The organism is Mycobacterium sp. TH-M82, assembly GCF_057473605.1.
On the sequence record NZ_JBYCKY010000166.1, the window covers coordinates 1 to 1,215 of the forward strand.

A 1,215-nucleotide genomic window follows, 5' to 3' on the forward strand; every position below is an offset into this window, starting at 1 on the left:
TGATCCGCCCGCATCTAGACGAGCGGGCGTGGCGGTTGTTGCTCGGCGCGGAGGCCAAGGTGCTGGGCCGGGGTGGAATCAAGCTGGTCGCGGCGGCCAGTGGGGTGCATCCGGACACCGTGGCGGCCGGTGTGCGCGAGTTGGATTGCGACGAACCGATCCCGGGACGGGTGCGCCGACCGGGCGCGGGGCGCCCGCCGATGACGGTGACTGACCCCGATCTGCTGGACGCGCTCGAAGTGCTGGTGGATCCGGTTTCGCGCGGTGATCCGGAGTCGCCGTTGCGGTGGACGACCAAATCGACGACGAAGCTGGCCGCCGAGCTGACCGCCGGGGGGCATCGGGTGTCCGCGCGGACGGTGGCCAAGCTGCTCAAAGAAGCTGGTTACAGCCTGCAGGCGAACTCGAAAACCCTCGAAGGCGCCCAGCATCCGGATCGGGATGCCCAGTTCGGCTATCTGAACACCGAAGTCGAACGATTCCAGGCCGACGGGGACCCGGTGATCAGCGTGGACACCAAGAAGAAGGAACTCGTCGGCAACTACAAGGCCGCCGGCCGCGAATGGGAGCCCGCCGGGTCGCCACGCCCGGTCAAGGTGCACGACTTCGCCGACAAGCAGCTGGGCAAGGTGTCCCCTTACGGGGTCTACGACATCGCCGCTAACACCGGCTGGGTCAATGTCGGCACCGACGCCGACACCGGCGCGTTCGCCGTGGAATCGATCCGCCGCTGGTGGACCACGATGGGCGCCATCTGCTATCCCGGATCGACCAAGCTGCTGATCACCGCCGACTCTGGCGGCTCCAACGGATCCCGGCTGCGGCTGTGGAAAACCGAACTCGCCGCCTTCGCCACTGAGGCCGGACTCGACATCACGGTCTGCCACCTGCCACCCGGCACCTCAAAATGGAACAAGATCGAACACCGGCTGTTCTCCGCGATCAGCCGCAACTGGCGCGGACGACCCCTGGAATCCCACGAGGTAGTCATTGAAACTCTCAGGGCAACAACCACATCCACCGGTCTAACCGTGAATGCGGTGCTCGACACCACCACCTACGAGCGCGGCATCAAGATCACCGACAAGCAGATCGCCGCCCTGGAAGCCACCCAACTGCGCCGTCACGAATTCCACGGCGACTGGAACTACACGCTCACCGCCGACCACACCGCGACACGCCCACCAGAACCCGATTAATTACTGCGCGAGCCCT

The 1,215-nt window shown here is 65.7% G+C and carries 1 pseudogene; it reads left to right on the forward strand.

The features are described 5' to 3' along the window. Positions 1 to 2: 2 nt before the first annotated feature. Positions 3 to 1,157, forward strand: a pseudogene (locus tag AC2VON_RS04905) (ISAzo13 family transposase); the annotation flags it as partial. Positions 1,158 to 1,215 lie beyond the last annotated feature (58 nt).